General features: G+C 52.4%; 25 protein-coding genes. 10 read left to right on the top strand and 15 right to left on the bottom strand.

Annotation, left to right across the window (positions count from 1 at the left end):
• From EFO84_RS01855 to nudC, 3 genes are all read right to left on the bottom strand, one after another.
• Entirely contained in the window at positions 1–1,059 is a 1,059-nt protein-coding gene (locus EFO84_RS01855; RefSeq protein ID WP_127346362.1) for an efflux RND transporter periplasmic adaptor subunit, read from the bottom strand.
• A gap of 124 nt (positions 1,060–1,183) precedes the next feature.
• Positions 1,184–2,248 carry a uroporphyrinogen decarboxylase gene (gene hemE / locus EFO84_RS01850; RefSeq protein ID WP_127346361.1) on the bottom strand — a complete coding sequence of 355 codons (1,065 nt, stop codon included), beginning with the start codon at positions 2,246–2,248 and terminating at the stop codon, positions 1,184–1,186.
• Positions 2,245–3,072, bottom strand: a complete 828-nt coding sequence (gene nudC / locus EFO84_RS01845) for an NAD(+) diphosphatase (protein ID WP_127346360.1) — start codon at positions 3,070–3,072, stop codon at positions 2,245–2,247. The genes hemE and nudC overlap by 4 nt, the downstream gene beginning before the upstream one ends.
• 116 nt (positions 3,073–3,188) lie before the next feature.
• Between nudC and rsd the strand changes: the two genes are divergently transcribed.
• Positions 3,189–3,671: a sigma D regulator gene (gene rsd / locus EFO84_RS01840; protein ID WP_127346359.1), complete on the top strand. Its 483-nt coding sequence runs from the start codon at positions 3,189–3,191 to the stop codon at positions 3,669–3,671.
• An 87-nt stretch (positions 3,672–3,758) separates the two neighbouring features.
• Here rsd and bamJ read toward each other — a convergent pair whose 3' ends face one another.
• Complete coding sequence (bamJ, locus tag EFO84_RS01835; protein ID WP_127346358.1) at positions 3,759–4,529, bottom strand: BamJ family beta-barrel-assembly machinery protein; 771 nt, start codon at positions 4,527–4,529, stop codon at positions 3,759–3,761.
• 85 nt (positions 4,530–4,614) lie between these two features.
• Here bamJ and EFO84_RS01830 point away from each other — a divergent pair, with 85 nt between their 5' ends.
• Together EFO84_RS01830 and EFO84_RS01825 are read left to right on the top strand one after the other, a co-directional pair.
• A complete protein-coding gene (locus tag EFO84_RS01830; protein WP_164742353.1) occupies positions 4,615–4,848 on the top strand; it encodes a SlyX family protein in 234 nt (77 codons plus the stop codon).
• Positions 4,849–4,924: 76 nt separating this feature from the next.
• On the top strand, positions 4,925–5,818 hold the full coding sequence (locus EFO84_RS01825; RefSeq protein WP_127346356.1) for a phosphoribulokinase: 894 nt from the start codon (positions 4,925–4,927) through the stop codon (positions 5,816–5,818).
• A gap of 3 nt (positions 5,819–5,821) precedes the next feature.
• Here the strand turns inward: EFO84_RS01825 and EFO84_RS01820 are convergent, their stop codons facing one another.
• The 6 genes from EFO84_RS01820 to EFO84_RS01795 all read right to left on the bottom strand — a co-directional run bounded on the left by EFO84_RS01820 (position 5,822) and on the right by EFO84_RS01795 (position 11,656).
• Positions 5,822–6,676 (bottom strand): 23S rRNA (adenine(2030)-N(6))-methyltransferase RlmJ, encoded by an 855-nt coding sequence (locus EFO84_RS01820; protein ID WP_127346355.1) that lies wholly within the window; start codon positions 6,674–6,676, stop codon positions 5,822–5,824.
• 8 nt (positions 6,677–6,684) lie between these two features.
• The gene (locus EFO84_RS01815) at positions 6,685–7,101 is read right to left on the bottom strand and encodes an OsmC family protein (protein WP_127346354.1); all 417 of its coding nucleotides are present in this window, start codon (positions 7,099–7,101) and stop codon (positions 6,685–6,687) included.
• The gene (astD, locus tag EFO84_RS01810; RefSeq protein WP_127346353.1) at positions 7,098–8,567 is read right to left on the bottom strand and encodes a succinylglutamate-semialdehyde dehydrogenase; all 1,470 of its coding nucleotides are present in this window, start codon (positions 8,565–8,567) and stop codon (positions 7,098–7,100) included. The genes EFO84_RS01815 and astD overlap by 4 nt, the downstream gene beginning before the upstream one ends.
• Before the next feature lie 2 nt (positions 8,568–8,569).
• A complete protein-coding gene (gene astA / locus EFO84_RS01805; protein WP_127346352.1) occupies positions 8,570–9,592 on the bottom strand; it encodes an arginine N-succinyltransferase in 1,023 nt (340 codons plus the stop codon).
• A gap of 18 nt (positions 9,593–9,610) precedes the next feature.
• On the bottom strand, positions 9,611–10,825 hold the full coding sequence (locus tag EFO84_RS01800; RefSeq protein ID WP_127346351.1) for an aspartate aminotransferase family protein: 1,215 nt from the start codon (positions 10,823–10,825) through the stop codon (positions 9,611–9,613).
• 228 nt (positions 10,826–11,053) lie between these two features.
• Positions 11,054–11,656 carry an anthranilate synthase component II gene (locus EFO84_RS01795; protein ID WP_127346350.1) on the bottom strand — a complete coding sequence of 201 codons (603 nt, stop codon included), beginning with the start codon at positions 11,654–11,656 and terminating at the stop codon, positions 11,054–11,056.
• Positions 11,657–11,739: 83 nt separating this feature from the next.
• On the opposite strand from EFO84_RS01795, the gene EFO84_RS01790 reads away from it, so the two are divergent.
• On the top strand, positions 11,740–12,759 hold the full coding sequence (locus EFO84_RS01790; RefSeq protein WP_127346349.1) for a CNNM domain-containing protein: 1,020 nt from the start codon (positions 11,740–11,742) through the stop codon (positions 12,757–12,759).
• 6 nt (positions 12,760–12,765) lie between these two features.
• On the opposite strand, the gene trpS is transcribed toward EFO84_RS01790, so the two are convergent.
• Together trpS and rpe are read right to left on the bottom strand one after the other, a co-directional pair.
• Complete coding sequence (trpS, locus tag EFO84_RS01785; protein ID WP_127346348.1) at positions 12,766–13,770, bottom strand: tryptophan--tRNA ligase; 1,005 nt, start codon at positions 13,768–13,770, stop codon at positions 12,766–12,768.
• The gene (gene rpe, locus EFO84_RS01780; RefSeq protein WP_127346347.1) at positions 13,767–14,450 is read right to left on the bottom strand and encodes a ribulose-phosphate 3-epimerase; all 684 of its coding nucleotides are present in this window, start codon (positions 14,448–14,450) and stop codon (positions 13,767–13,769) included. The genes trpS and rpe overlap by 4 nt, the downstream gene beginning before the upstream one ends.
• A 152-nt stretch (positions 14,451–14,602) precedes the next feature.
• On the opposite strand from rpe, the gene EFO84_RS01775 reads away from it, so the two are divergent.
• On the top strand, positions 14,603–14,917 hold the full coding sequence (locus EFO84_RS01775) for a hypothetical protein (RefSeq protein ID WP_127346346.1): 315 nt from the start codon (positions 14,603–14,605) through the stop codon (positions 14,915–14,917).
• 26 nt (positions 14,918–14,943) lie between these two features.
• Positions 14,944–15,156 carry a DUF2970 domain-containing protein gene (locus tag EFO84_RS01770; RefSeq protein ID WP_240642622.1) on the top strand — a complete coding sequence of 71 codons (213 nt, stop codon included), beginning with the start codon at positions 14,944–14,946 and terminating at the stop codon, positions 15,154–15,156.
• Here EFO84_RS01770 and prlC read toward each other — a convergent pair.
• Entirely contained in the window at positions 15,137–17,206 is a 2,070-nt protein-coding gene (prlC, locus tag EFO84_RS01765; RefSeq protein ID WP_127346345.1) for an oligopeptidase A, read from the bottom strand. The two genes, EFO84_RS01770 and prlC, sit on opposite strands and share 20 nt — an antisense overlap.
• 99 nt (positions 17,207–17,305) lie before the next feature.
• Here prlC and EFO84_RS01760 point away from each other — a divergent pair, with 99 nt between their 5' ends.
• Complete coding sequence (locus EFO84_RS01760) at positions 17,306–19,588, top strand: S9 family peptidase (RefSeq protein WP_127346344.1); 2,283 nt, start codon at positions 17,306–17,308, stop codon at positions 19,586–19,588.
• 5 nt (positions 19,589–19,593) lie between these two features.
• On the opposite strand, the gene EFO84_RS01755 is transcribed toward EFO84_RS01760, so the two are convergent.
• A complete protein-coding gene (locus EFO84_RS01755) occupies positions 19,594–20,301 on the bottom strand; it encodes a M48 family metallopeptidase (RefSeq protein WP_127346343.1) in 708 nt (235 codons plus the stop codon).
• Positions 20,302–20,392: 91 nt separating this feature from the next.
• On the opposite strand from EFO84_RS01755, the gene gorA reads away from it, so the two are divergent.
• The 3 genes from gorA to EFO84_RS01740 are packed head-to-tail and all read left to right on the top strand — an operon-like array spanning position 20,393 to position 22,920.
• Positions 20,393–21,754: a glutathione-disulfide reductase gene (gorA, locus tag EFO84_RS01750; protein ID WP_127346342.1), complete on the top strand. Its 1,362-nt coding sequence runs from the start codon at positions 20,393–20,395 to the stop codon at positions 21,752–21,754.
• Positions 21,755–21,765: 11 nt separating this feature from the next.
• On the top strand, positions 21,766–22,515 hold the full coding sequence (locus EFO84_RS01745; RefSeq protein WP_348534528.1) for a sulfite exporter TauE/SafE family protein: 750 nt from the start codon (positions 21,766–21,768) through the stop codon (positions 22,513–22,515).
• 9 nt (positions 22,516–22,524) lie between these two features.
• Positions 22,525–22,920: a rhodanese-like domain-containing protein gene (locus tag EFO84_RS01740; protein ID WP_127346341.1), complete on the top strand. Its 396-nt coding sequence runs from the start codon at positions 22,525–22,527 to the stop codon at positions 22,918–22,920.
• 44 nt (positions 22,921–22,964) lie between these two features.
• Here EFO84_RS01740 and EFO84_RS01735 read toward each other — a convergent pair whose 3' ends face one another.
• Positions 22,965–24,467, bottom strand: a complete 1,503-nt coding sequence (locus tag EFO84_RS01735) for a DUF3300 domain-containing protein (RefSeq protein WP_127346340.1) — start codon at positions 24,465–24,467, stop codon at positions 22,965–22,967.
• Between the last annotated feature and the right edge of the window lie 8 nt (positions 24,468–24,475).

The raw sequence follows: 24,475 nt of genomic DNA, 5'->3' as shown, positions 1-24,475 counted from the left end.
TTAATTCTCCATGATGCTGACAGCAACGCCATCACGTAAGCGAACAATACCCTCGGTGACGACACGTGTACCCGGCTGCAAACCATCAATCACTTCAACGATACCTGGCTTGCGGCGGCCAATAGTAATTTGCTGCTGCTTGACGGTGTTGTCATCGCGCAACACATACACATAGTGGCGGTCTTGAATCGGTACGATAGAGCGCTCGGGCAGCACCAGCGTTTGGTCAACACTACGCAGTAAATTAACCCGCAACAGCATACCCGGCCGCAGCTTGAGTGCGTCGTTGGGTAATTCAGCGCGAACCAGAATAGCGCGAGTTAACGGGTCAACGCGCGAATCGATACTGCGAATCACTCCGGTGAACTCCTCACCTGGGTAGGCATCACTGCGCGCTGATACTTGCTGGCCAACTTGCAGGCTGGCGAAGAACAATTCTGGCACGTTAAAGTCGAGTTTGATCGGGCTGATATCATCGAGGGTGGTGATTTGTGCGCCGGGGCTTACTAGCGAGCCGTTACTGATCTGGCGTACGCCAAGACGACCACCAAAGGGCGCGCTAATACGTTTTTGCGCTAATTGCGTTTCCGCCACTTCAAGCTCGGCAATGATTTCTTTCACTGCCACATCTTGGCTTTCAAGCTGCTGCTGAGAGGCCGCATTTTGCCGATTTAAGTCTAATAAGCGTTGATACTGACGGTTGGCTTCGGCTAAGCGAAACTTTAGCTCCTGCACCCGTGCAGTCTCTTCACGGGCATCCATTTCTACCAGCAACTGACCGGCTTCAACCACGTCACCGTCATCAAAATGAACCTGGGTGACAATATCTTGGACTTGCGCAGTAACAATGATGGATTCGTTAGCACGGGCTGTACCAAGGGCTTCAATGACATCGCGAAACTCACTGATTTGCAACGTTTGTACGCGTACCGGAACCGCTTGCTGCGGCCGCTCATCGGCCTGTGGGCCATTATCAGCGAACCAAGTTAAATACACAGCGGTAGCCGCAAGCGCAGCTACAAACAAAGAAATCGGGTTAATCAGTTGTCGAAATGCCATAAGTCCCTCGATGTACGACGTTCATGGATACTATTGTAACCCAGTGTTATACGCAGGGAGTGCCGCTTAACGCTCAATCATACGGCTTTACCGCAAATTGAGCGCTAAGCGCGGGGGCTAAGGGCTAACGATGGTAGGCTGGACTCAATTTATGGACCGCCTCGATAAAGGCGCCGGCATGTTCTGGGTCGACTTCAGGATGGATGCCATGACCTAAGTTAAACACGTGGCCATGGCCGTGGCCGTAGCTAGCCAAAATACTTGCAACTTCTTCTTCAATGCGGGCTGGTGGGGCATACAAGATGCTCGGGTCCATGTTGCCTTGCAGCGCCACAGTCTCGCCCACCAATTGACGCGCTGTGCCAAGGTCCGTGGTCCAATCTACGCCAAGCGCATCACAGCCGCTGGCGGCCATGTCCGCCAACCAGGCACCGCCATTTTTGGTAAACAAGGTGACCGGCACTTGACGGCCGTCGGCATGACGGGTCAATCCAGCGACAATTTTAGTCATGTACGCCAGTGAAAATTCGCGATAATCACGCGGGCTGAGCACCCCACCCCAGGTATCAAAAATCATCACCGCCTGCGCACCCGCGGCAATTTGTGCATTCAGGTACAAGGTGACCGATTGCGCTAACTTGTCCAGCAACAAATGCATGGCCTGTGGCTCAGCGAACATCAAGCGCTTCACTTCGCTGAAGTTTTTAGTGCTACCGCCTTCCACCATGTAAGTGGCGAGGGTCCATGGGCTGCCAGAAAAACCAATCAGCGGTACCGCACCATTTAATTCGCGTCGAATAGTTCGCACCGCGTCCATAACATAACGCAATTCAACTTCTGGATCAGGAATAGGCAATTGCTCAATCGCGCTCATAGTGCGCAATACGTGCTGAAAACGCGGGCCTTCGCCAGCTTCAAAATACAGCCCCAAGCCCATAGCATCGGGAATGGTTAAAATGTCGGAGAACAGAATCGCGGCATCGAGCGCGAACCGCCGTAGCGGTTGCAAGGTTACCTCACAGGCTAACTCAGGGTTTTTACATAACGCCATAAAGTCCCCTGCTTGCTTACGTACTTGCCGATATTCTGGCAAATAGCGACCGGCCTGGCGCATCATCCAAATTGGTGTGCGTTCAGTGGGCTGGCGCAACAAGGCACGTAAGTAAACATCATTTTTTAATTCAGTCATGAGGCATTCTGTTCCTGTTCAATTTCAGCAATTACGGTTTCGATAAGGCGACGCGCTATTGTACCTTGAAATGGCACGCGTGGCAGTTGATCTATGGCAAACCAGTCGCCATCTTCGAGTTCAAAGGGGTCAAGACGCAAGTCACCGCTATCCCACTCGGCGACAAAACCGAGCATGAGCGAATGCGGGAAGGGCCACGCTTGGCTGCCAATATAACGCGCATTTTTGATACGAATGCCAGCTTCTTCATAGACTTCACGCGCGAGCGTTTGCTCCAACGGCTCACCCGCCTCGGCAAAACCAGCCAACACCGAGTACAACCCCTCAGGGTGACGTTTACCGCGCGCTAACAAAATGGTGTTCTGGCGCCGAATGGCAACAATGATGCACGGCGAAATTCGCGGGTAGCAGCGGTGCTCACAGCGATGACAATGCATGGCAAGCTCCCAATCAACCGCTTGCATGCGGGTGCCGCAGCGCCCACAAAACTGGTGCGTACTTAAAAATTCAGTGATTTGCTTAGCCCGTGCCGCCACGGCAAACAGCTCATCATCGCCCAGCGCTAATATCTCACGCAAATTGACGAACTCGCCCAGTGCGCCAAAGTTATTATCACCGTAATCGGCCACTACCAGATAGCAATTGCGCTCACGCAATTCACCCAAAAACACCAGTTGATAAGCACTCAAGTCGGGCATGGCGAGGCTGTTTAATTGGCCATGTGGGGGAAGTTTGTCCGGCTCACGCACCAAGATGTCGCCCGCAGACAAAATAAACCACCACGCGGGCTCATCAGCAGCTGGGCGTTGATAGGGTTTGGTCATGGCATAGTCTCTGCAAACAACGAAATAGGTTGACCTTAGCTTACCATCATCGGAAGATTGGCACTATGATTCTCGCGTGATAGACAGTTACCCCGAAGGGGTTAGAGGGCACCACTATGCTGACAAAACAACAACTCGCCGCACAGCGCTTTGGTGGTCAACACCAAGCCATCGATGCTTGGCTGGGTGAGCGCCAGCAATTGCTGGTTGGTTATGTCAGGATTGCCGGCTTACCACCTTATGAACGCGCTGACCACGCTTTACCGGCGATCACCGATATCCGCAACTTCTGCAATCTGTTGGTGGACTATGTATCAGCTGGTCATTTCGAAATTTATGACCATATTATTCGCAATAGCCAGTCGGCACCTGAAGCCACGCGCGAATTAGCCGATGATCTGTTTCCGTTAATCAGCGATACCACTGAAATCGCGCTAGAATTCAGCGACCGTTTTGCTGACCGTCATGCCGACGACAGCTTCGATGGCTTTGATCAAGCGGTATCGGAGCTCGGCGAAGCACTGGAACTACGCATGGGCTTTGAAGATCAACTGCTCGCCACGCTGGTGGCACACGAATTGCTGATTACTGCGGAATAAGTTACTGAATAAAACTACGGAATAAAAAAATACCACAGCACGGGCAAGCCATGCTGTGGTACCTCAGGTTTGTTGCTGGCTCGCAAATTACTGGTTGCCGTCGATCTCAATTTCCGCTTGCTGCTCGGTTTCTTGCTTGATGATTTGCAGCAATTGCACATCAAAAATCAAGGTTGAGTTCGGTGGAATTGAACCAGCCATACGAGCACCGTAACCGAGTTCAGCTGGGATCACGAATTGGTAGGTTGAACCCACTGACATCAGCTGCACACCTTCAGTCCAGCCACTAATAACGCGATTTAATGGAATGACTAACGGTTCGCCACGCTCTAATGAGCTGTCAAACACCTCACCGTTGACCAGACGACCTTCGTAATGTACTTCTACAATGTCTTCAGCAGTAGGTTTCGGGGCATCTGCTGGACCTTGTTCCAAAACTTTGTACTGTAAGCCCGACTCGGTGGTTACTACGCCCTCTGCTTGTGCGTTAGCCGCCAAAAACGCCGCGCCATCAGCTTGTGCGCTGGCACCTAAGGTATCGTTACGATGGGTAGTAAACTCTTCCTGCATGGCTTCAAGCAACTGCTGACGGGTTTCTTTATCCATCTTGCCGCTGTCACGCAGGGTATCCACAAACCCAGCAATGACCGCATTACGATCAACCACATAGCCACTTTCTTCTTGGCTGGCTAGGTTGCTGTGGACGAAATCACCTACCGAAGCACCCAAGGCGTAACCCATCTGGTCACGTTGCTCAGCAGGCAATTGCTCTGAAATCGGATACGGTTCTGGTTTGCTACAGCCAACCAGGGCAACGGCGACAAGCGCCAGTGCAATTGGGGTTTTCAAATAGGTCATACATTCTCCACGATTGAATTCTGTGTCGGAACAGGGTCTAATGCCCAGCGCTAGTTATACTACACAAATTTTGAGGGCTTTGCCTATGGCTTCGCGACAACAACCTGAGTTAATGCAGCGCTTGGCAGATTTAGAGAGCCAATTAGCGTTTCAGGAAGATACCATTGAAACACTCAATCAGTTGCTGACTCAACAAGCGGCGCAACTCGATGAGCTGCAACGCAAGTTCAGCGTAGTCATTAATCGGGTGCAACAACTGCACGATAATCAAGGCCCAAGCAACAGCAATCCAGCCGACGAAATACCCCCACACTATTGATGCCAACGCGGCGTAGCGACTTGACCCCGCTGCGCTGAGCCCGTATAACATTTGTTCCTTTTGTTGCGGAGTCATTATGTCGGCACAACATCCGATCATTGCCGTAACCGGTTCATCCGGTGCGGGCACGACCACCACCAGTCAGGCGTTACGGCATATTTTCCGTAATCTTTCGGTGGCAGCGGCGTGTGTTGAAGGCGACAGTTTTCACCGTTATTCGCGTCCAGAAATGGAAGTAGCCATTCGTAAAGCGCAGGAACAAGGCCGCCATATCAGTTATTTCGGCCCCGAAGCGAACGATTTTAATCGCCTCGAAGCGCTGTTCCGGCAGTACGCTGAAACCGGCAACGGCGAGGTGCGCCGCTACCTGCATAGCTTTGATGATGCGGTACCCTACAACCAAACACCAGGAACCTTCACCCCGTGGGAATCCCTGCCCAGCGATACCGACCTGTTGTTTTATGAGGGCTTGCATGGCGGGGTAACGGGGAGTGACTATGATGTGGCGCAGCACGTTGATCTGCTGATTGGCATGGTGCCCATTGTCAACTTGGAATGGATTCAAAAGCTGCTGCGCGATACCTCGGAACGCGGTCATTCACGTGAAGCGGTGACGCAAAGTATTGTGCGCAGTATGGAAGACTATATTCACCATATCGTGCCGCAGTTTTCCCGCACCCATATAAACTTTCAGCGGGTACCGACCGTGGATACCTCGAACCCATTTAGTGCCAAAGATATTCCGTCATTAGATGAAAGTTTTGTGGTGATCCGCTTCCGCAATATGCGCAATGTCGACTTTCCGTATTACTTGCAGATGATTGATGGCGCCTTTATGTCACGCATGAACACCTTAGTGGTGCCGGGTGGCAAAATGGTCTTTGCTATGGAGTTAATTCTGACCCCATTGATCGAAGAGATCTTGCACAAAAAGCGTCACGGCGGCCAAGTCGACTGGCTCAGCCGCTAATGCTTACTCGCCCTTAAGCCACTGCGCTTGCCACTGTGCGCCGCGATCTTGAGCTAGCAAAGGGGTTAAGAAAGCTAGCACCTCTGCAGCTTGGCTGGTTACCCCATAGGGCGGGTTCACAAACAACATGCCGCAGCCATTGAGCTTAGTACGGTCTAGTGCGCTGCGGACTAATACGTCAGCGGCGAATAACTTCTCCACACCCTGAATAGCCGCCACCTGCTGATGAAATTCTCCCACGCTGAGTGGGTCTTTGATTGGATACCACACCACATAGGTGGCAGTAGCCCAGCGCCGCATACCGTCGCTCAAGGCTTGCAGCACGGTATCGAATTCATCGCGTTGCTCAAAGGGCGGATCAATCAGCACCATACCGCGCTTTATAGGCGGCGGTAGCAGCGCCTTAATAGCGCTGTAGCCGTTGGTTTGCGGCAGTACTTTGACGCTACCGGCGGAGTGAAACTGGCTGACATTATCGCGCAACAACTGACTATCAATCGGGTGGAGTTCACACAAGGTCAAAGCGTCTTGGCTGCGCAACTGTTGCGCCGTTAACCACGGCGAACCTGGATACCAACGCAATTCGTGCGCGCTATTTAAGCTGCGCACGGCATTTACGTAATCCTGCAACAGCACCGGGATATTGTCGGCCGCTAATAGTTTGGCGATGCCCTGCTGCCACTCGCCGGTTTTGCTGGCCTGCTCACCGAGCAAATCATACATACCAATGCCGGCATGGGTATCGAGCACCCAAAACGGTTTATCTTTTTGTCGCAAATACGCCAAACACATGCATTGCAGCGCGTGTTTGACCACATCAGCAAAATTCCCAGCATGATAGCTATGGCGATAATTCATCGGTGCGCTTAAGCCTCTTCAATGGCAAAGCTATGGGTGATGCGTACCGATGCCTCGAGCATCTTAGCGACCGAGCAGTACTTGTCCGCGGATAACGCCACAGCGCGTTCAACATGCTGCGCCGCCACACCATGACCAGTGACCACAAAGTGCAGGTGAATGTCGGTAAATACCGCCGGTGTAGCATCGGCTCGCTGGCCCTGCACTTCACAGCGGCAGGCGGTGACCTGTTGGCGCGCTTTGCCAAGAATGCTGACCACATCCACCGACGAACAGCCACCGGCCGCCATCAATACCAGCTCCATCGGGCTGGCAGCTTCGCCTTTATCGCCATCCATTGTGACTTGATGGCCTGAGCCAGAGGTCGCGGTAAAAACGTTAGCATCGCGCCACTGCACTAGCGCGGACATATTCGGTTTGCTCATAGAGTAACTCCTGGTGCTAGTTTTTCTGGTAGCGCCATCGCGTTGGCTTCGACTGAGGCGACTGGGTAGGCGCAATAATCGGCCGCATAGAAGGCGCTAGCACGATGGTTACCACTGCTACCAACACCGCCAAACGGAGCCGCGCTGCTGGCACCAGTGATGGGCTTATTCCAGTTCACGATACCGGCGCGAATACGGCGGAAGAAATAGCGGTAGCTGGCTTCATCGTCACACAAAATACCGGCCGACAAACCAAATGAGGTGTTATTCGCTTCGGCAATGGCGGCATCAAAATCAGTGTAACGATAGACTTTGAGTAATGGCCCAAAATGCTCAATGTCAGGCATTTTCTCAACTGCAGTGACGTCAATAATACCTGGGGTGACAAAGCCTAAGTTATGGTCCTGCTGCTTCATTCGCAGTAATGGCTTTGCGCCCGCATCGATCAAATCATTCTGAGCACGCACCATGTCTGTGGCGGCTTTGGCAGAAATCATCGCGCCCATAAAGGGCTGTGGATCGGCGGCGTAATCTCCCACCTGCAACTGTGCGGTAACTTCGAGTAGGCGGGCTAAAATGGCATCGCCTTGGGCGTTGTCTTCTAAAAACAACCGCCGCGCACAGGTACAACGTTGGCCACTGGTAATAAATGCTGACTGTACAATGTCGTAAACTGCGGCATCGATATTGCTCACGTTACGCACCAATAACGGATTATTACCGCCCATTTCTAAGGCGAGTATTTTGTCTGGGCGACCAGCAAATTGCTTGTGTAAGACATGGCCCGTATTAGACGAGCCGGTAAAAAACAGCCCATCAATTTGTGGGTGGGCGCTCAGCGCTTTGCCGGTTTCGACCAAGCCTTGCACGAGGTTTAACACGCCGACCGGGAGCCCTGCCTGCTGCCACATTTGTACTGTGAATTCGGCTACTTTTGGGGTCAGTTCACTGGGCTTAAAGACAATGGTATTACCGGCAATCAGCGCCGGCACTATGTGGCCATTGGGCAGGTGGCCGGGGAAGTTGTACGGTCCATACACTGCAACCACGCCATGTGGCTTGTGGCGAATAAAGGCTTGTGCGCCCGGCATTGGATTCTCAACCACCCCAGTACGCTCATGATACGCACGTTCTGAAATAGCCACTTTGGCAATCATGGAGCCGACTTCGGTGGCAGTTTCCCACAGCGGCTTGCCGGTTTCTTCAGCAATAATTTGCGCAAACTCAGTTTTGTGCTGCTCTAATAGCTCGGCAAAACGCTTAATAATCAGTAAACGTTCATCAACGCTGCGCTCTGCCCACTCAAGAAATGCTTTCCGCGCAGCCATAACCGCTCGGTCAACTTGACTATCAGTGGCGGCATACCCCTGCCACACCACTTCATTGCGGGCTGGATTAATAGATTCAAAGGCTTCACCTTCGCCAGCAACCCATACACCATCAATCAATAAATTTGCTGCAGTCATTATTAGGCTCCTGTTAATTCGACCAAACGCACTGCTTCACCCTCGGTGACGCGCAATGCACTGGCTACTGTGGCATCAATCACCACATGATCAGCATGACGATCAACCCGCGCTTGGCCGGCACGAAAATCGGCAAGCCGCGTGTTGCAGATAATGTAGCGCGCAGTGCTTGCTACGCTGCCAATTTTTACCGGTAATTTGACGCTATCTCTTACACTGCGAATATTCACCAAATCGGCTTCAACAGTCGGGCCAGCGTCAAAAATATCCACGTAACCTCGGCAGCGAAAGCCTTCGCTTTCTAACATGGCCAATGCCGGGCGGGTATTGCTGTGCACTCTACCAATCACTGCCTGTGCTTCTGCACTGAGTAATTTCACATAAATCGGATGGCGCGGCATCAGTTCGGCAATAAAGGTCTTTTCGCCAATACCGGTGAGATAATCCGCTTGGGTAAAGTCGATAGAGAAAAAGTGCTGTTGTAACCAATTCCAAAACGGTGAACAGCCGTTATCGTCTGAGACACCGCGCATTTCGGCAATCACAGTGGGGCTGAAACGTTGTTTGAATTCGGCCATAAACAGCATACGGAAACGCGATAATACGCGACCGTTCATGTTTTTGCGGAACGGCTCCCGTAAGAACAAGGTACAGAGCTCACTAACGCCGGTGTAATCATTGCACAGGGTCAGCGTTTCAACTTCGTTATACACCGAAAGCTCGCGCGACGCGTGGACTTCTTTGCCCAAGCGATAGTGATAAAATGATTCGCTTAAACCAACCGAGGCCTCAATGGCGCTGCAGCCGACTACTTCGCCGGTGCTGCTATCTTCCATGACGAATAAGTAGCCTTCTTCGCCCGGTTCACTGACATGAGTACGGGCAAAGGCTTCTTGCGCGCGGGCAATGCGCCGCCGCAACAAGCCTTCATCGACGGGTAACGAGGTGAAGCCATGGCCAGATTCTACTGCGCAGGTGTACAACGCCGCATAATCATGCGGCGTAATAGGACGAACCACTAACATATAGGTCTCCTTAGTGGCTTAGCCCACTAAGCTGGCTACCGCTTTGGCAAATCGCTGCATTCCTTCGGCAATATCTTGCTCTGGAATCACCAGTGACGGGGTAAAACGGATGACGTTTGGCCCTGCCATCAACACAAATACGCCAGCATCGGTAGCGGCATTGAGGAAATCCCGTGCCCGACCGGTGTAAGCATCACTTAATTCCGCGCCTAACAACATACCTTGGCCGCGAATATCCTTGAATACGCTGTAGTTGCTATTGATGTCGGCAAGATGCTGCTTGAACAGCTGTTCGCGCTGCTTCACGCCATCAAGAACTGCCGGGGTATTGACCACATCAAAGACCGCTTCGGCCACCGCACAAGCGAGTGGGTTGCCACCATACGTGCTACCGTGAGTACCTACTTTCAAGTGCTCAGCAATAGCCGCCGTGGTCAACATTGCCCCGATAGGGAAGCCACCACCTAATGACTTAGCCGAAGCCAAGATATCTGGGGTAACGCCCAATTGCTCATAAGCATACAGACTGCCGGTGCGACCAAAGCCGGTTTGTACTTCGTCAAATACCAGCAGCGCATTGTGTTGATCACATAAATCACGTACGCCTTTGATAAATTCAACGTCAGGGCTAATGACCCCGCCTTCGCCTTGCAATGGCTCAATCATCACCGCACAGGTCTTGTCAGACATCACCGCAGCAAGGGCGCTTAAATCATTGTAAGCAACGTGCTCAATAGCGCCTGGTTTCGGCCCAAAACCATCGGAATAGGCTGGCTGCCCGCCGACGGTTACGGTGAAGAAAGTACGGCCATGAAAACTCTTGGTAAACGAGATAATTTGGTCTTTGTGCGCGCCGAATTTATCCAGCGCCCAGCGCCGTGCCAGCTTTAATGCAGCTTCGTTCGCTTCCGCGCCCGAGTTAGCGAAATACACTTTGTCGGCAAAGGTGGCATCGACCAGTTTTTGCGCTAAGCGAATTGCCGGCTCATTGGTGTAGACATTGCTTAAATGCCAGAGTTTGTTGCCTTGCTCGGTCAGTGCATTGACCAAAGCTGGGTGACAGTGACCCAAGCAGTTCACCGCAATACCGCCGGCAAAATCGATGAATTCACGACCTTCTTGGTCCCACAAGCGTGAGCCAACGCCGCGCACCGGAATGACTTTAGATGGACTGTAGTTAGGTACCATCACCTGATCAAAATCGGCTCGATTAACTGCTGCTTGGTTTGACATAAAGCTCCCTCGTCACTGTTGAATTTGGTCTTTTATTGACGCCTATTATAGAGCGCTATTATGGCAGATTTTTTACCTGCTGTCGTGCCGTGAGGATAGAAAAAATAAGGCCTTAGCTGAATCTAGGTAAGTTTGCAGGGGGTCTGAATAAGTATGCAGAATGTAAGGGGGTGCGGCTATTTTTTATGCGCTGCGGTGGAGCTGAGATTGACAGTTATCAGGTTGACATTAATCAGGTTGACAGTATTCACGTTGACAGTATTCAAGAAAGTTTTTCAAAACCGCATGGCCAAACTCAGACTGAATGGCCTCAGGGTGATACTGCACCCCGAAAATAGGCAATTGGCGATGATGCATGGCCATGATTTCTGGCTCATTGCGACTGTTGTAGCAAACGCCATCGACTACCAGACAGTCCGGCAAACTGGCGTAATCGACCAGCAGCGAATGATAACGCGCCACGGTAAAGGGGCTTGGCAGGCCTTTTAATACGCCGCCTTGCTGATGCTCAACCGCTGAGGTCTTACCATGCATGACCCTTTCAGCGCGAACAATTTTACCGCCAAAGGCTTGGCCAATGGCTTGATGGCCTAAACACACACCTAAAATAGGTAGTTTATCTTTAAAGTAATCAATAGCAGCCAGTGAAATGCCCGCTTCATTCGGAGTGCATGGCCCTGGCGATATTACCAAGCCAGTGAGCGGTAGCTGCGCCATCTGCTGCACGTTGATCTGATCGTTACGCACAACTTCAACAGGCGCGCCCAGCTCAGCAAAGTAGCGCGCCACGTTATGGGTAAATGAATCATAGTTATCGATCAAAAGTAGCATGATGTCCCGTATTAGTATCAGCTGCGCTAAAACAGCTGTATAATTTTAACTCTAATTTTCCGAGGGAAGTTTAACTTAATTCTATGGGTCTTTTAATTGCTTTTGTGGCTATATCTATCGCAGTCTCGTTTGTCTGTTCTATTCTTGAGGCCGCTCTATTGTCACTGACGCCGAGCTATATAGCACAGCAGAAACTCACTAAGCCGAAGTTGTACGAGAAATTGAAGGCTTTGAAAGATCGCATTGACCAACCATTGGCAGCAATCTTGACCCTGAATACCGTGGCACACACTGTCGGTGCAACCGGTGTTGGGGCGCAAGTCACGGTCATCTATGGCGATGGTTATTTGGGTATCGCCTCGGCGGTCATGACGGTACTGATTTTGGTACTATCCGAGATATTACCAAAGACCATTGGCGCTAAATATTGGCCCAGCTTTGCGCCAATATTGCCAGCCACATTAAATGGCATGATCTTCATTCTCAAACCATTTATCTGGATGTCCGACCAAATTATCAAACTGCTCGGTGGCAGCCAACACGATCACGACCTACGCCAAGAAATTAAAGCACTGACCATACTCGGCCGCGAACTGAATAAACTGGATGAAGATGAACAGCGAGTTATCGCCAATATCCTCGACCTGCACGAAGTCAAAGTGAAAGATATTATGACCCCGCGCATGGTCTGTGAATCGGCAAAACCTGACGAATCATTAGGCAGTTTCACCACACGGGTTAAGAAAGATCAGTTTTCACGCTATCCGGTTCTGGATGAGGATGAAGCGCCATTGGGGATCGTGTTCCGCTACGACCTACTGGATGTTGATGAAAACGCCGTGGTTGCCGACATCATGAAGCCCGCCAAAGTTGTCACTGAAACCATGAACGTTGAACAGCTGATGTCACAGTTGATGCGCGAACAACAACATATGGCTCTGGTGTACGATGAATATGGCTCATGGTTGGGCTTAATCACCATGGAAGACATTATTGAGGCAATCATCGGTCAGGCCATTATGGACGAGACCGACGATGTTCCGAATATGCGCCGCTTGGCTAAGCGACGCTGGGAAAACAAGCAAAAACAAATGGCTAAGTAGCGGCTATTATGGCCGTGGGACAAAGCCAATCACATCGTAGACTTTGCGCAGGGTGGTGGCGGCGTGTTCAGACGCGGCGTCAGCACCTTTTGCCATAACCTGGTTTAGGTAGTCGAGGTTATTGCGGTACTCAGCGTAGCGCCGCTGCACCGGCTCTAACATGGCAACCACCGCAGCCGCGGTATCACCTTTCAAATGGCCGTACATTTTGCCTTCATACTGCGGTACTAAGTCGGCAATTGCAGTGCCACTGGCCGCCGATAAGATCGACAGCAAGTTGGATACTCCGGGCTTTTGTTCTGGGTCAAAGAAAATCCGTGCTTGTTCGTCCGAGTCAGTCACTGCGCGTTTCAGTTTCTTCTCTATTTTCTTCGGATCTTCGAGTAAGCCGATGTAGTTGTTTTCGTTATCGTCTGATTTCGACATCTTTTTGAGTGGGTCTTGCAAGCTCATAACGCGCGCACCTACTTCCGGAATAAACGGGTCAGGAATAGTAAACACGTTGCCGTACAAGTTGTTAAACCGGGTAGCGACATCGCGCGCTAACTCTAAGTGCTGCTTCTGGTCATTGCCGACCGGCACTTGGTTGGCTTGATAGAGCAAAATATCCGCCGCCATTAGCGCTGGATAGGTGTACAAACCGGCGTTGATATTACTGGCGTGACGCTCGGATTTGTCTTTGAACTGGGTCATGCGGTTGAGCTCGCCCATTTGCGTGTAGCAATTCAGCACCCAGGCCAATTGCGCATGCTCAGGTACATGGGATTGCACGAAAATCACGCTTTGCTCTGGGTCTAAGCCACAGGCCATATACAGCGCCAGACCATCAAGGGTAGCAGCACGCAATGCGGCGGGGTCTTGACGTACTGTAATAGCGTGCAGATCAACTAACATGAACCGACAATCGTGGCTGCTTTGCATCTTGACCCATTGGCGCAAGGCACCAATATAGTTGCCAATAGAAAGCTGGCCAGAAGGCTGGCAGCCGCTTAATACAATCGGTTTACTCATGCTGATGGATTCCTTACTTGTGCTAATTCAGCGCGCATTTGGCTGATCACCTGGGCATAATCGGGTTGACTAAAAATGGCTGAACCAGCCACAAACATATCGGCGCCAGCGGCGGCAATGGCGCCAATATTATCGACTTTTACACCGCCATCAATTTCTAGCCGAATGGGGCGACCACTGGCCTCGATGCGCTGGCGGGCTTGGCGTAATTTGTCCAGTGTGGCGGGAATAAACTGCTGGCCGCCAAAGCCAGGGTTCACCGACATCAACAAAATTACGTCAATTTTGTCCATCACGTAATCCAAATAATGCAACGGGGTAGCTGGGTTAAACACCAGCCCGGCCTGACAGCCAGCGGCTTTGATTTGCTGTAATGAACGGTCAATATGAGTGGACGCTTCAGGATGGAAGGTGATAATGGAAGCGCCTGCTGCGGCGAAATCATCAATCATGCGATCAACGGGCTGCACCATTAAATGCACGTCAATGGGAGCGGTGATACCGTATTTACGCAGCGCTTGGCAGATCATCGGCCCAAAGGTTAAGTTGGGAACAAAATGATTGTCCATCACATCAAAATGCACCACATCAGCGCCCGCTTCTAATACACGCTCAACGTCTTCACCTAAGCGCGCAAAATCGGCAGATAAAATAGACGGTGCAATGAGGAATTCGGACATACTGATCTCCAGAAGCTATGAATGCGTATAGTTTAACAGAGCTTGACGCGCATATCAGTCAAAAATATCCGCCAATGAGCTTGGCAGAATCAGCGATTTTCTGCTATATTCAGGCTACTTTTCAACCATCAGGGCTATCGTCGAGGGTATTTATGCGTTATCAAATCGCAACCATCGCTGTTCTTACTGGCATCGCTTTTCTCGGTGCTATGCAGAGCCCTGCGTGGCAGCAACATGCGAGTAACTTAACTCAGCAATGTGAGCAAATCATGCAATCCAGTGAGCTGACACCGTCGGCCGATATATGTTTAGCTGCAGATGACGCGGTCACTTGGGGTGAATGGTTTAGCGGTGAAAGTCGATCTACCCAGTTCCATTTCCTCGACTTCTTTGAACTAGTCTTCGGTGATGACGAGAAACGTGACTACCGGGGCGGTGATTATGCCGGTCCCAAGTTACGTCTGTAATTGCTAACCCTCCTCGCGAGCTATTGGTGTTGCTAAGCAAGCAAGACTCTCACCAAACCCCTAACTTTTTCGCTGTTGTGCTCAGCGTCATCGCTGCACTGTTCGGCGTGCAAACCGAGCACAACAGACAGCGTGACTTTCAACATGGAAAGCCAGCGCTATATATCGCTATTGGCGTGGTGTTTATTGTGCTGTTTGTGGTCAGCTTACTGCTGATTGTTAACTGGGTACTGCCGTAGCACTGGCCTGCTCAGCATGGATGCCAGAATGCCGCAGCAATGCATCAATATTCGGCTCACGACCACGAAACTCACGGAACAGCAACATCGCATCACGCGAACCGCCACGCTCCAAAATTGCCTGCAAGAATGCCTGCCCGGTATCGCGGTTGAAAATGCCCTCTTCTTCAAAACGAGAATAGGCATCGGCTGACAACACTTCGGCCCATTTATAGCTGTAGTAGCCTGCCGCGTAACCACCGGCAAAAATATGCCCAAAGCTATGTTGAAAACGGTTATATGCTGGCGGAATACGCACCGCCACGTCGGCACGAACGGCGTCCAAAATACGCTGTACCTGCCCCGCTTCACCCTGATAGTCACGGTGAATCAACAAGTCAAACAAGCTAAATTCTAACTGCCGCACCATTTGCATGGCCGACTGGAAGTTGCGTGCAGCCAGCATGTTATCGAGCAGTTCTTTCGGCAGTGGTTGCCCAGTCTCATAATGACCAGAAATAAGTGCTAAGGCGTCGGGCTCCCAACACCAGTTTTCCAGAAACTGCGACGGCAATTCCACCGCATCCCAGGCCACGCCATTAATACCAGCTACCCCCGCTACGTCCACTTTGGTCAGCATATGGTGCAAACCGTGGCCAAACTCATGGAATAGGGTCAGCACTTCGTCATGAGTAAACAGCGCCGGTTTATCACCCAGCGGCTTGTTGAAATTACAGGTCAAATAGGCCACTGGCAGTTGTAGCTGGTGGTCAGCCGTAATGCGTCGTACTGCACATTCCGCCATCCACGCACCGCCGCGCTTGCCACTGCGCGCATACAGGTCTAAGTAGAAACTGCCGCGCACATCATGATTACTGTCGGTGATGGTGAAGTAACGCACGCTAGGGTGCCATGTTTCAACACCGCGCTGTTCTTCAACCCGAATACCGAATAATAAATTGAAGATCTCGAACAAGCCCTTCAGCACCTGATGCTCAGGAAAATAAGGCCGTAATTGCTCGTCAGAGATTTGATAATGCTGTTGTTTCAACTTTTCACTGTAGTAGGCAATATCCCAGGCTTCCAGCTCGGTGGCGCCATGTTCAGCGGCGGCATAATCAAGGATCTGTTGATAGTCGGCGCGCGCCTGGGGTAGTGAACGGGTGGCTAAGTCACGTAAGAATTGCTCAACCTGATCCGCCGATTGCGCCATTTTGGTCGCCATAGACAACTCGGCATAGTTGGCGAAACCGAGTAATTCGGCCAATTCCGCACGCAGCGCCAAAATCTCATCAATCAGCGCGCTATTGTCGTACTGACCAGCTTGTGGTCCCTGATCAGATGCGCGGGTGCTAAAGGCTTGATACATCACTCGGCGCAATTCACTGGAATCGGCATAGGTCATGACCGGCAAATAGCTGGGGATATCAAGGCCAAAACGCCAGCCTTGTTGGTCATGCTCATGGGCACTCGCCGCTGCCGCAGCAATGGCGCTCGGCGGTAAACCCGCCAGCAGGCTTTCATCGGTCACCAAGTAATGCCAGTTATCGGTGGCATCCAGTAGGTTGTTGCTGAAGGTCGAGGTGAGCTCAGCTTTGCGCGCCATAATATCGGCATAACGCTTTTTCTGCTCAGCCGGCAAAGCGATACCTGACAAGGTAAAGTCGCGCAAGGTGTCATCCACCACTTTGCGTTGCGCTTCGCTGAGGGTGCTATATTCGGCGCTATCGCGCAGTTGCTTAAAGGCTTGATACAAACCCTCGTGCTGGCCCACAAAAGTGCCGTATTCAGACAGTAAGGGTAAGCAGGCATCGTGCGCTGCGCGCAATTCAGCCGAGTTCATCACTGCATTCAAATGCGATACTGGGTTCCAACTACGTTCCAGTTGGTCATCCATTTGTTCCAATGGCGCCACCAGACCGTCCCAACTGTAATCGCCGCGGGCCAAAACCGTCTCGATCATTGCTTTACAAGCGGCAATACGCTGTTCAATGGCTGGCTGCACAGCAGCCGCGGTGATCTGCGCAAAGGGCGGTAAATGATACTGACCGAGCAAAGGGTTTTGACTCATACGACTTCCTCTTGAATAATGCTGCTGTATTATTGTATTGATGTGCGGCCAATGGGCTTGATATTCAACCCGCCATGCCGCGAAACCACAGGATCTATTATGCCAATGCCATCAGCACGGATCATCAGTGTTATTGCCTTACTTGCCTTAGCAGGTTGTACCACAAGCCCTGATAACAGTGAACACAGCAATAGCACCAGCGCGACCAAAGCCCAACAATTAACGCTAGATACCCTTTATAACGACAACCCCTTTCGGCTGAATCGCGTCGGTAGCACGCGCTGGCTTGCCGACGGCAGTGGTTATACCGACCTAGAGCCTGCCGGCAACGGTCAAGGGGAAGATTTAGTGCGCTATCACCCGGCTACGCAGCAACGTGAGGTACTGGTGACCGCGGCCCAATTAACCCCAGCGGGTGCTAGTACGGCACTGTCGATTTATGACTACAGCTGGTCAGCGGATGGCAGCAAAATTTTGTTATTCACCAACACCAAACGCTCATGGCGGACCAACACCTACGGCGATTACTGGGTGTATGATCGCAGCACCGAGAAACTGCAACAACTCGGTGGCGATGCTGATCCATCGACGCTGCAATTTGCCCAGTTTGATCCGCAAGGCGAGCGCGTTGGTTATGTGATGCGCAACAATATTTACGTAGAAGAACTCAGTAGTGGGGCCATCACTCAGCTCACTAGCGATGGTTCAGCGACTATTGTTAACGGCACTTTTGACTGGGTCAACGAAGAAGAGTTTGGCCTCACCGTAGGCTTTGCTTGGAGCCCGAATGGCGAGCATATTGCCTACTGGCAGCTCGACACCGAAGGCACCCCGGTATTTACCATGATCAACAATACCGACACCTTGTACCCAACACTGAAGCAATTCCCGTACCCGAAAGTGGGTGAAACTAATGCCGCTCAGCGCATTGGTGTTATTGCAGCAACCGGCGGTGACACCCAATGGATGGCTATGCCCGGTGACCCGCGCCAGCATTATTTGGTGCGCATGCATTGGGCCGGTAATAGCGAGCAACTGTTGATTCAACAAATGCCACGCTCACAAGCCACTAACACGGTATTTATTGCTGATGCCCAAAACGGTGACGTACGCGAACTGCTGCGTGAAACCACTGAGAGTTGGGCTGACTATGTCGACCATATTGAATTCGTTAACAATGGCGAAGCCTTTACCTGGTTGAGCGAGCGTTCAGGCTGGCGGCACCTGTACCGAGTGCAACGCGACACCGGTCGTATCAGCGCCATCACCCGTGGCAACTGGGATGTGATTGAAGTACTACAAATCAATGAAGCCAGTGGCTGGGTGTATTTTATCGCCTCGCCAGAGAGCCCATTGGAGCGTTATTTATACCGCGCCAGCCTTGATGGTAGCGGCAAGCTAGAACGTTTAACACCGAACCAGCCAGGCAGCCACAGCTATCAATTATCGGCCGATGCCAGCTATGCGGTGCATAGCGTCAGCAGCTTTGGTCAAGTACCGGTCACCAGCATGATCAGTTTGCCTGATCACCAGCCGCTGCGGGTCATTGAGGCCAACAGCAAGGCACAACAAGCCTATGATAATTTAGCCAAGGCCTCGTTCGAGTTCTTCCAAGTTGAAGCGCAAGACGGCCTAGCTCTGGACGGCTTTTTAATGAAACCGGCCGACTTTGACCCGAGCAAAAAATACCCGATTGTGATGTTTGTTTACGGTGAGCCGTGGGGCCAAACCGTAGCCAACAGCTGGGGTGGAGAGCGCTTCTTGTTCCATACGTATTTAACCCAACAAGGCTATTTGGTCGCCTCGGTGGATAACCGTGGTACGCGCTCACCGCGTGGTTACGAATGGCGCCGATCGATCTATAAACAGCTGGGTATTGTCACCGTGCGCGATCAGCACGATGCCCTGCAAGCCATGCTCAAACGTTGGGATTTCATTGATGCTGAGCGCGTCGGCATGTGGGGCCATAGCGGCGGTGGTACGCAAACCTTGAATGCGTTATTCCGCTACCCTGAGGCATTTCATGTTGGTATGGCGTTAGCGCCGGTGCCTGATCTGACCCTGTACGATACCATCTACCAAGAGCGCTACTCAGGGCTGTTGCCAGAAAGCGCGGATTCGTACCGGGAAACCTCAGCACTTACCCATGCAGCTAACTTGCAGGGTAAATTACTGCTGGTGCACGGCACCGGTGATGACAACGTGCACTTTCAGGGCTCTGAGCGCTTGGTCAATGCACTGATTCAGCATGGCAAACAGTTTGACTATTTTGCCTACCCGAATCGCACCCATGGTATTAGCGAAGGCACTGGAACCACCCAGCACCTGCGCACCATGATGGCCGAGTTTTTACAACGTAATCTGCCTGCCGGTGGCCGCTAACGCGGTCACTCAGTAGGAGCGTGGTAATCCAAATAGGCATCGTTGAGCACGGTCATACCGTGCTGACGAAGCCATTGATCACTGCGCTCATGGTCAGGCGCATAGCGTTTCACCAGCTGCCAAAAACGCGCCGAGTGATTGAATTCCTGCAAATGACAGAGCTCGTGTAACACCACATCGGTGACCACCCACTCGGGCGCCAGCCACAGTTTCCAACTAAACCGCAGTTCACCTTTGCGAGTGCAATGCCCCCACTTACTGCGAAAGCTGCCCACCGACCAGCTTTTCGGCTGTAAGGCATGATCGCTCGGCCAGCGGCTAAAAAAATCATCGAGCCACTGCTGAGCTTGCTGTTGATACCACTGTTGCACCAGTTGTGGGACTTTGTGCTCGGGGTTACTCCGTGCACTTACGCCCACCTGCAAACCATCATACTCCTGGCTGACCTGATTGCGTGGCGCGGCGAAAACTTGTAGGGTCAGAGGCTGACCAAGCCAACGCAGGCGTTCACCACTGCACCAGTGCCGCCGCGGCAACGCTTGTAACAGCTGCTGTTGGCGCGACACATGATCGCTAATCCACGCTTGCTTGGCCTGCACAAAAGCGGCAATAGTGCGCTCCGGCATACGCAGCGGCGCATGCACCAACACTTCACCGGCGCTAATTTTAATCGCCAAGGTGCGCCGTTTGCTGCGTTTAATGGTATAGCTCATGCATTGCACCTACTGTGGTTTTGCGTGATCATAACGCAGATTTGATTGCACGGCATCGCCTTCCATGCGACGGCCCAACAGGAGTAGTAGTATGAGCAGTAACACCCGACATTTCGACTATTTAGCCATTGGCGCCGGTAGCGGCGGTATTGCCTCAGCCAATCGTGCGGCTCAACGCGGAGCAAAAGCCGCCGTGATTGAGGCGGGCGCAGTCGGTGGCACCTGCGTGAATGTGGGGTGTGTACCGAAAAAGGTGATGTGGTACGGCGCGCATATTGCCGAAGCATTGAAATACGGCCCAGCCTACGGCTTTGACATCAGCCAAAATGGTTTCGATTGGGCCACCCTGGTGTGCAATCGTGAAGCCTACATTGAACGTATTCATGGCGGTTATCAACGCGGTTTTGCCAACAATGGCGTGACCTATATTGAGGGCTTTGCCCGCTTTGTTGACGCCCACACCGTTGAGGTCAATGGCGAGCGTATCAGTGCTGACCACATCACCATTGCCACCGGCGCCAAATCACGCTGGCCCGAGCTGCCGGGGGCTGAATACGGTATCGACTCCGATGGCTTCTTTGCCCTCACGGAACAACCGCGCAAAGCTGCAGTGGTCGGCGCTGGGTATATTGCGGTAGAAATAGCCGGTGTGCTGCATGCGCTTGGCACCGACACCCATTTATTGGTGCGTGGTGACCGCCCCCTGCGCGGTTTTGATCACGATATGACCGACATGTTGTTGCAACGCATGGAACACGACCAATTACCGCTGCACCGACATTTTGTGCCCACCGCAGTCACCAAGCAGCCCAATGGCTTGTTAACCATAAGCGCCGCTGACGGCCAACAACTGACCGATATTGATTGCCTGATTTGGGCCATTGGTCGCGACCCCAACAGTGCTGACTTGAATCTGGCTGCCGCTGGCATAGCCACCGATGACGGCGGTCACATTTGCGTAGATGCGTGGCAACAAACCAATGTTGCTGGTATATACGCGGTCGGTGATGTCACCGGCGCCGCGCAGCTTACCCCAGTGGCGATAAAAGCTGGGCGGCTGCTGGCAGAACGGCTGTTTAACCCTGCTATGGCTAACGCCAAAATGGATTTTAGTCAGATCCCAACCATCGTCTTTAGTCACCCACCCATTGCTACTATTGGTCTCACCGAGGCCGAAGCACGGGAGCAGCATGGCGACGCCGTGCGGGTGTACAAATCGCAGTTTGCCGCTATGTACAACGCCATCACCCCGCACCGCGCACTAACCACGGTCAAACTGGTGTGCCTAGGTGACGATGAAAGAATTATTGGCTTGCACGGCATTGGCGAGGGCATGGATGAAATCTTACAAGGCTTCGCGGTGGCCATTCGTATGGGCGCCAGCAAAGCCGACTTTGACGCTACCATAGCGCTACACCCCACCTCCGCCGAAGAATTTGTGACGCTACGATAAGGATATAAACGATGATTCTTGCGCTGCTCGGTGCCATTTTTATTGGCTTAAGCTTAGGCATATTTGGCTCCGGCGGGTCTATTTTAACCGTGCCGGTGCTGCTGTATTTGGCCGATATGCCAGCCAATACCGCCATTGCCTCGTCGCTGCTGATTGTCGCCTTTATCAGTTTATTTGGCAGTTGGCCGAGCGTGCGCAAGCGACTGGTGTCGTGGCCGCATGTGTGGCTGTTCGGTATTCCTGGCATGATTGGCGCCTATTTGGGTGCCTGGGCCGGTGGCCTGGTAGATAGCCGCATTCAGCTGGCGGTGTTTGTGCTATTGATGGCAGTAGCGGCGGTGTTTATGTGGCGCGGCCGCAGCGTGGATAAACCAGCGCAGCAAATCAACATCGCCAAGGTCATCACCGATGGCCTGGTAGTGGGAGCCATTACCGGGTTTGTTGGCGTAGGTGGTGGCTTCTTGATCGTACCAGCGCTGGTGCTGCTGGGTGGCGTGCCCATGGTGCGCGCTATCGGTACCAGTTTATTGATTATTGCCTTGAAATCATTTGTCGGCTTTGCCAAGTATTACAGCGTACTCACCGATCAAGGCTTACAGTTTGATTGGCCGGTTATTGCAATGGTTGCTGCAGCCGGCATTGTCGGCAGTTTCGCTGGTAATTTCATTGGTACGCGACTACCGCGGCAAGCCTTACAGAAGGGCTTCGCCTTGTTTTTAGGTGTTATGGCCATTATTGTATTAACCCAATCTGTGCTTTAGGAGAACCCCATGAAAACCGCGCAACAACTGGTCGCTGAGGCCAAAACTCGCATTACCGAAGTGACTGTGCAACAGCTGCAGCAAGCGCTCAACGATCACCATACGCTGCTGATCGATGTGCGGGAGCCGGAAGAGTTCAGTCAGGGTCATGTTGACCGCGCCGTGAATATGCCGCGTGGGGTGTTAGAAATGAAAATTCATCAGCATCCGTCGGTGGCGCATTTATGTGAAGGTGACCAAGCGCTGGCGCAGCTGATTGAGCAACCGGTTTATCTGATGTGCCGCTCTGGCGCCCGCTCGGCTCTGGCGGCTGACAGCCTACGGCAGATGGGCTTCAAACAGCCGATTTCGGTAGCTGGTGGTTTTGTCGCTTGGCATGAGGCTGGCCTGCCGGTCGAGAAATAAACCACTGTGCATAAAAAAGGCCGAGCATTGCTCGGCCTTTTGTTTTAATCAATCGCACGCTTGTCCGGTGTTCCTCTATCACGCTCGCGCACCGGTGGTTGTGGCCGCACCACCTGACGCGGTGGTTGCACCTGTTGCTGACGCACCTGCGGTTGCTGCACCGGCGGTTGCACCTGTTGCTGACGCACTAGCTGGCGTACCTGCGGCTGTTGCACCGGTGCAGTATACTGCGGTGTGCGAACGGTACGTTCAATCGGCGTAGTGGTCATAGGTGGCTCACGATATTTCTGTGGCCGCTGCACTGGTGTTTCACGAACAGGTGTTTCACGAACCTCACCCACTGGCGTCTCGCGCACTGGACGTTGCCGCGGCGGGGTAACTTGACGTTGCTCACGCTGCTGCACCACCCGCTGGCGCGGTCTATCACGGTCGCCATCGGTGATCTCACGCGCAATTGGTGTGGTCGTCATAGGTGGCTGTTTTACCTGTTGCGGTTGCTCAACCACCGGGCTCTGCCGTAACCGTGTAGCTAACGCCCGACGGTCAAGTTCGCGACGATCAATCGGCTGCTTGCGTTGGCGCTCGCCAACAGGTTGCTGCGGGCGCTGCCAATCGCGACTTACCCGCTTATAGGTCGGCTGGTCACGCTGCAAATCACGATGCTTGTAAGCCACACCGCGACGATGCTCAGGGTTGTGCTGCCAGCGTTTACCCTGATCAATCACATGGTAACGATGCGGATGACGGCGCTGTGGCTTGTGGTAATAATGATGATTGACCACAATATAGCGCTGCGGCCATGCCATGTAGCTAAAATAAAACGCACTGGGCACATGGTAGCTGATACCCCAATAAATACCGCTACCCCAGCCACTACCGATGCTAACTGACAACGCGGGTTGCGGCCAATAAATAGGCGGATACTCGTACCAGCGCCAGCTACCGTACACCACCCGCGGGTCATAGTAAGGCACGTAGATATACTCGCGCTTAACGGTCTCAATGACGATGGTTTTATGCGCTTGTTCACGCTCAATCACCACATGCTCGTTACTCGCTAATTGCCCTTCAGCATAGGCTTGCTCACGCAACAACTGAATGCTAGCCAGCACTTGTTGTTCGTCGGTCAGCACCGCTTCGCCGAGGTTTTGCGTCCAGGCAATGTCATCACTCATGCGTTTTAACACATCAGGGGTGGCGGTCAGCGCAATCACGCTCGGGTCCCACGGTTTATCCGCAGCAGCGGCAACGGCTGCTGCGCCCGTTAAGGTTGGGTTTTCACTTAACCAACGCTCAGCCTGAATCACTTCGAGTGGATAGGTGGCGGCAATCAGAATGTGGCTTAATAAGCTATCGGGATACAGCGCAATAGGCGCCAATAGCTGGGCAATTTCTGCCTCGCTGTAGCTGCCTTGTGGCATCACCTGCTGATTCTGCAAAGGGGTTTGCGTGACCGCTTGCTGCGCGGTTGTAGCACTAACACAGCCACTCACTAACAGGCTAGATACCGCCAATAGTGATAACTTAGTGATCTGGGTGGTTTGCATAATACTGC

Origin of the sequence: Pseudidiomarina mangrovi (genome assembly GCF_003999375.1) — a bacterium.
In the GTDB taxonomy this organism is placed as follows: domain Bacteria; phylum Pseudomonadota; class Gammaproteobacteria; order Enterobacterales; family Alteromonadaceae; genus Pseudidiomarina; species Pseudidiomarina mangrovi.
This window is presented reverse-complemented; position numbering and strand designations above follow the sequence as displayed.